The organism is Microcystis viridis FACHB-1342, from assembly GCF_014698335.1.
Lineage (GTDB): Bacteria > Cyanobacteriota > Cyanobacteriia > Cyanobacteriales > Microcystaceae > Microcystis > Microcystis ichthyoblabe_A.
Genome location: NZ_JACJSV010000012.1, coordinates 71498 through 77801, shown reverse-complemented (window position 1 = coordinate 77801; position 6304 = coordinate 71498). Strand labels below are relative to the sequence as shown.

Here is a 6304-nt window from a genome sequence, read left to right as displayed (position 1 = left end):
GAAACTAGGAGCAGATTTTTATTTTGCTACTCCTTATCATTCGTGGGAGAGGGGATTAAACGAGCATACCAATGGACTGTTAAGACAATTTTTCCCCAAGGGAACGAATTTTAAAATCGTTAAGCCAGAGGAGGTGGAAAGAGCCGTAAACTTGATTAACAATCGTCCTCGAAAATGTCTTGACTATCGTACCCCGAATGAGGTATTCTATAAAGGTAGATCAGACAGTGATGCAATTCAGACTTGAATTGGCCAACGATTATCGTCATTACCTTGCTTTGCGTCAAGAATTAGAACAAATATTAAATCATGCTGCTTAAACTTTTATCTGATTACCTCAATCAAGTAGAGCAAGCAATTGTGCAGCCAGTAGGGTGTGAAGCGCGATAGCGTAACGCACCAATTTAATGATAGAGGTGGTGCGTTACGGCGGATTGTTAATTTTGGTTTTTTGACCGAATTGTTAGCCGCCTAACGCACCCTACTGGATTGTTTCAACTGCGACCTCTTCCCATGATTGATGTCCTCAGTTAGGTTTATCTATTGCCTTATTTTAGCTGAAACAGTCCACTACGATTTATGTTTTTGTTTGAGCGCGATCGTTTATAATCAAAATATCATTATTTTGGGGTAAAAGAAAAATGCGTAAACAGACCATTCAATATACATCATCTTTAGATGCTTTGATTGCTGTTGCCAAGCGACTTAGCGTTTATGAGAACCAACATAAAATGGATTCCGAAGATTTTTATAACCAATACAATCAGGGAACATTGTCAGATGATATAATATTTATAGAATGGGCAAACGATTATCGTCATTACCTTCCTTTGCGTCAAGAATTAGAACAAATATTAAATCATGCTGCTTAAACTTTTATCTGATTACCTCAATCAAGTAGAGCAAGCAATTGTGCAGCCAGTAGGGTGTGAAGCGCGATAGCGTAACGCACCAATTTAATGATAGAGGTGGTGCGTTACGGCGGCTTGTTAATTTTGGTTTTTTGACGGAATTGATAGCCGCAAATACGCACCCTACGCCTACTTAATTAAACAAAGAAATTAGTCACTGGAATGCTTCCTAAAGCAGGTAAAGTCCCAGTAAATCCGGTGATATTTATTAATAAATCATTGCTGGATTGGAAGCCAGCCGCGCTATCATTAATAACGAGGTAAGTTCCAGCTATTGCACCGGTTGTTACCTGCACTAAGGCGGCACTATTAACCCCTAATCCTTGATTACCTGTAATCGCTCCATTAGCATCAGTAAATACTTGATTGATTAAATTCTGTAAAGTGGTGACAGTGCTATTAGCAGCACGACTGAAACTAATCGGTGCATTGGTGGCGAGTCCACCTTGAGTTAATAAGTCAATTTTATCAGTATTGATGGCAAAATCTGTGATACGATCGCTTGTTGATATGGTAGATTGGCCAAATTGGAAGATGAAAGTATCTGCACCTGGACCACCGGTTAGAATATCAATTCCCGCACCTCCATTGATTTGATTATTGCCACTATTTCCGGTGATATTATTGTTACCAGCGTTACCTGTACCATTAATATTATTAGTGCCAATTAGTTTGAGGTTTTCGACACCGTTAGGTAAAGTACGAGTGAGAATGCTTTGCCAAGTATCAGTAATGATAACTCCTGCTGTTTCTTCATCAGGATTAATGATAGCATTAGTCGCATTTGACAAGGTTACTGCAAAGACTTCATCCGGTTCATTAAGGTCATCATTGAGAATGGGAATGGTAATAGTAGCAGTAGAAGCATTAGCGGGAATGATGAGAGTTCCTGTCTGGCTAGTGTAATCTACATTAGCATTAGCATCAATGGGTGCAGTAGCATAATTAACACTAATTTGTTGTGGATTGGGATTATTTACAGTGACGGTGAGAACTGCATTACTATTTTTACCTTCGACAACAGTAATGATGTCGTTGATGGAGAGTTGGGAAAAGTCGTCATTGGTAATTGTCCCCGTCACTGCGGTTGGTGTACCTATTGTATAACCTGTCCCCGCAGCAAGAGTTAAAATAACAGTTTCGTTACTTTCTACTATTGTGTCAGCAGTGGGGTCAACGGTTACGGTAGCAGTGGATGAACCAGCAACAAAGGTGACTGTATTGGTAGTCCCTGTACGAGTGTAGTCGGTATTTAAAGTCGCTGTCCCTCCGAGGGTGTAATTGACTGTTAAAGCATTACTTGTTACTCCGCTACGGGTGAAAGTATAAACCAGATTATTTGTCCCGTCTTCGGTAACACTTCCAGGAGAGACCGCAAGAGTAACATTGGTATCATCATTATTAATCGTCCCCGTCACTGCGGTTGGTGTACCTATTGTATAACCAGTCCCCGAAGTAAGAGTTAAGGCGACCGTTTCATTGTTTTCCACTGTAGTATCAGCAGTGGGGTCAACGATTACGGTAGCAGTAGTAGCATTAGCTGCGAAGGTGACAGTATTGTTAGTCCCGCTGCGAGTGTAATCGGTATTGAGAGTCGCAGTCCCCCCAATACCGTAATTGACTGTCAAAGCACTTGTTGTTACTCCACTACGAGTGAAGGTATAAACCAGATTACTTGTCCCGTCTTCAGTTACGCTTGCGGGAGAAACCGCCAGGGTGACACTGGTATCATCATTTTGAATGGCTCCGGTGGCAGTAGCGGTGGTAATAGTAGCGCCGTTGGTGGCATTGGAGAGGGTAACGGTAAAGTTTTCGTTCGGTTCTACTGTTGTATCTCCCTGAACGTCAACAGTAATCACCTTACTGATTTCCCCCGTCGTAAAACTCACTACCCCACTGGGTAACACTCCCCCGACAAAATCAGTGGCATTGGCAGGATTGCTGCCGCTGCCGGTAACTGCCCAGTTGACGTTATTGCTTCCCGTGGTATTAACCGCACGAGTGACGGTGAAGGTAAAGGCTTTACTGCCACTATTGCCCTCGGTTTGATTGGCACTGGTGGCGGCAATAGCGAGGGTGGGAACTGCGGGCGTACCCACATTTAAAGCCCACAAGTCATAACCGTTAACGCCGTCATTGGCGCTGAAGTACAGGGTGCTGCCCACTACCCTCAAATTGCGGGGGTTAGAGCCATTGGAACCAGGGCGGATGTCGGCTACCAGAACTGTACCGGCCGCCGTGCCGTCGCTTTTCCACAATTCCTCACCGTTAACGTCGTCAAAGGCAGTGAAGTACAGGGTATTGCCCACTGCCGTTAGATAGCGGGGGAGGGAGCTAGAGTAACCAGGGCGGATATCTTTGACCAGAACCGTACCCGCCGCTGTGCCGTCACTTTTCCACAATTCTCTACCGTTAACGCTGTCAATGGGAGTGAAGAACAGGGTATTGCCTACTGCCGTTAAATTGTTGGGGTAAGTGCCAGGGATATAGGGGTGAGAAACGCCGATATCTTTGACCAGAACCGTACCCGCCGCTGTGCCGTCGCTTTTCCACAATTCTCTACCGTTAACGCCGCCGTAACCGCCGCCGTCATTGGCGCTGAAGAACACTGTGTTACCCACCGCCGTCAGATAGCTTGGGTTGGACGAACCGGGGGCGATATCTTTGACCAAAACCGTACCGGCCGCCGTGCCGTCGCTCTTCCACAATTCCCGACCATTTACGCCGTTATCGGCAGTGAAAAAGAGGGTATTGCCTACTGCTGTCGGAAAGCGGATGTTGGAGCCATTGGAACCAGGGCGGATATCTTTGACCCGAACTGTACCGGCCGCTGTGCCGTCGCTTTTCCACAATTCCTCACCGTTAACGTCGTCAAAGGCAGTGAAGTACAGGGTATTGCCCACCGCCGTCAAATTGCGGGGGCCAGAGCCATTGGAACCAGGGCCGATGTCGGCTACCAGAACTGTACCCGCCGCTGTGCCGTCGCTTTTCCACAATTCCTCACCGTTAACGTCGTCAAAGGCATTGAAGTACAGGGTATTGCCCACCGCTGTTAGATTGCGGGGGTTGGAACTCAAGCCACCAGTGATAACGCCACCGGAGCTAGAGGAGCCGGGGCGGATGTCCTTGACCAGAACCGTACCCGCCGCCGTGCCGTCGCTCTTCCATAATTCCTTACCGTTCACCCCGTCATCAGAGGTAAAGTACAAGGTGTTGCCCACTACTGTAAGACTGCCTGGCGAGGAGCTAGAGGAACCAGGGCGGATGTCCTTGACCAGAACCGTACCCAGCGCCGTACCGTCGCTTTTCCACAATTCAGTGCCGTTAACGCCGTCAGCGGCGCTGAAGTAGAGGGTATTACCCACCACCGTTAGATTGCTGGGATTGATATCCTTAACTAAAAAAGGAGTTGACATGATTTTTTCCTGAATAAAGAGTAAAAATTAAACAATTAAGCCCCTAAAGAAGGCACCATCCACACCGATTGAGTGCCGTCGAGGTCGGTATCTCTCAAAGAAACCCGTTTTCTAAAGAAGTTCTAGGATTGGATTTTTGCCAAAGACTGCTTAAATTCTGCGAGAGAATTAGCGGTAGCTGCTAATTTTAGTAGCTCTTCTAAGATAGTAGGGTTAGTGATGTTGCCGATTATCTCTTCAATTTCTGAAGAAATTTGTCCAAACCGCACAGTTAAAACTGTTTTTATGTCATCGCGGCTTTTTTCTAACGCGCCAATTTCCTTGCCAATTTCCTTACCAATTTCCTTACCAATTTCCTTACCAATTTCCTTACCGCGTTCCATTCCTCGTAACTCCATATTACTCATTAAAGGCATGGTTCTTTCCTCCTCAAATTGTTTGATTTTACTCTCTAAACTTGACTGCAATTCAGAGGATAAAGTCATCATATTGTCGATGATTTCAAACAGTTTAATTATCTGTTCTCTCTCGAACTCCTTTTCATATAATCCCCTGATTAACCTCCACTTCCACTGTTCCCGTTCTGGCAGCTTCCCAGTAGTCGCTTTTGTTTTCAGGTGTGCCATGACTATTATAGCAAAGGGATTGCTACTTGCTTCCAATTAGTCACTGATAACTGATAACTGGTAACTGGTAACTGATAACTGATAACTGATAACTGATAACTGATAACTGATTAGTTGGTGAACTTCAGGAAAGAAGAAATGTAAAAACGCCTCAAAATACTCGGTTAAAGCTTCTTTCCAAGGTTCATCATAATTAGCGGTTGTCTGTTTCATTATGACAATTTTAGTGGGTTGTTGTCAGAAGGTGAACGCTAACCTCAAAACTAAGCAGTTAAAGTATTTAACCAATTGATTAAATCTTTAACTGTAGAGAAATCGAATAAAGCTTCTGCTAATGCTTCGACATCATCAATACTTAACTCCATGATTTTAGTTTCTAATGAAGGATTAATCTCCCCTAACTTGCGTTTAAGTTGACGAAGAATCAATGTCTTTTCCCGTTCAATACCTTGTTCGATACCGCGTTCAATACCTTGTTCGATACCTTGTTCGATACCTTGTTCGATACCTTGTTCGATACCTTGTTCGATACCTAGTTCAATACCTTGTTCGATACCTAGTTCAATACCTTGACGCATCCAACTGGTGGTAATTTGCATGACTCCCTCCTGTACGGGTTGACTAAATGTGCTAATCTCTTCTTGAAATTGTCTCTCTTCCACCGGATTTAGATTGAGATATGTATCAATAAATCCGGAAATTAATTGCATTTTCGCAGGATTTAACCTTAAAGTAATTAACAAGCGCAGACATTCCGCTTTTACCTTGGCTCGCTCTTTCTCGGCAATGTTCATCTTCGCCATCAAAGCTGAAGCAACCGGATTCGGTTGATTAAGAAAATCTCGCCAATTTAATTGATTTAACTGCACTACTTGATAGTTAAATTCTAATACCTTAAAATCGGGAAAATCGACTACATATTGACTAATCGCTTCTCTTTTTGGCTTTGAATAAGAAAAAATTACAATCGGATAAATCGGTAAGACAAATTTCTCATGAAAGCGAGCAAAATAAGTAAACATTCGCCGATTAAACCACTTGCGGGAACTTTCCTGCGCCTCCAGATGAATCAGAAAAAAAGATTCTTTTCCTCTAAACTTAACTTGTGCGACTAAATCGCTTTCATACCTTTCTCCTTCCGTGACATCCGTAAATACTTCTTTGTCTAAAAAAGTATTCGAGTCCCTATCTAAATAATCCATCAATTGAGGAAAAAATAACTCGATAAATTCGACAAAAAAGGTGGAGATTAACTCCTTAAATAAGCGATCATGGTCAATATTATTAGTCATGTAAATGTGTCTGTGATCGCTTCGATGGGTACAGTCAACAGTTCAAAGAACATGACATT

Annotated in this window: 6 protein-coding genes; 2 read left to right on the top strand and 4 right to left on the bottom strand. The window is 43.5% G+C overall.

The window, feature by feature from the left end; genetic code table 11:
* Together H6G40_RS06575 and tumA are read left to right on the top strand one after the other, a co-directional pair.
* On the top strand, window positions 1-247 hold a 247-nt coding region (locus tag H6G40_RS06575; RefSeq protein WP_190537171.1), incomplete at its 5' end, for an IS30 family transposase.
* Between the two features lie 394 nt (window positions 248-641).
* A complete protein-coding gene (tumA, locus tag H6G40_RS06570) occupies window positions 642-872 on the top strand; it encodes an antitoxin TumA (RefSeq protein ID WP_016515525.1) in 231 nt (76 codons plus the stop codon).
* Window positions 873-1048: 176 nt separating this feature from the next.
* Here the strand turns inward: tumA and H6G40_RS06565 are convergent, their stop codons facing one another.
* From H6G40_RS06565 to H6G40_RS06550, 4 genes are all read right to left on the bottom strand, one after another.
* Window positions 1049-4327, bottom strand: coding sequence for an ELWxxDGT repeat protein (locus tag H6G40_RS06565; RefSeq protein WP_069473973.1), 3279 nt, complete (start codon window positions 4325-4327; stop codon window positions 1049-1051).
* Between the two features lie 122 nt (window positions 4328-4449).
* On the bottom strand, window positions 4450-4953 hold the full coding sequence (locus H6G40_RS06560; protein ID WP_069473976.1) for a hypothetical protein: 504 nt from the start codon (window positions 4951-4953) through the stop codon (window positions 4450-4452).
* A gap of 36 nt (window positions 4954-4989) precedes the next feature.
* A complete protein-coding gene (locus H6G40_RS06555) occupies window positions 4990-5166 on the bottom strand; it encodes a hypothetical protein (RefSeq protein ID WP_002736962.1) in 177 nt (58 codons plus the stop codon).
* A 50-nt stretch (window positions 5167-5216) separates the two neighbouring features.
* The gene (locus H6G40_RS06550) at window positions 5217-6245 is read right to left on the bottom strand and encodes a DUF4351 domain-containing protein (protein WP_069473972.1); all 1029 of its coding nucleotides are present in this window, start codon (window positions 6243-6245) and stop codon (window positions 5217-5219) included.
* Window positions 6246-6304: the final 59 nt, after the last annotated feature.

Coding starts and splice junctions, on each gene's coding strand:
- tumA (WP_016515525.1), top strand. CDS start 642: ATGCGTAAACAGACCATTCAATATACATCATCTTTAGATGCTTTGATT.
- H6G40_RS06565 (WP_069473973.1), bottom strand. CDS start 4,327: ATGTCAACTCCTTTTTTAGTTAAGGATATCAATCCCAGCAATCTAACG.
- H6G40_RS06560 (WP_069473976.1), bottom strand. CDS start 4,953: ATGGCACACCTGAAAACAAAAGCGACTACTGGGAAGCTGCCAGAACGG.
- H6G40_RS06555 (WP_002736962.1), bottom strand. CDS start 5,166: ATGAAACAGACAACCGCTAATTATGATGAACCTTGGAAAGAAGCTTTA.
- H6G40_RS06550 (WP_069473972.1), bottom strand. CDS start 6,245: ATGACTAATAATATTGACCATGATCGCTTATTTAAGGAGTTAATCTCC.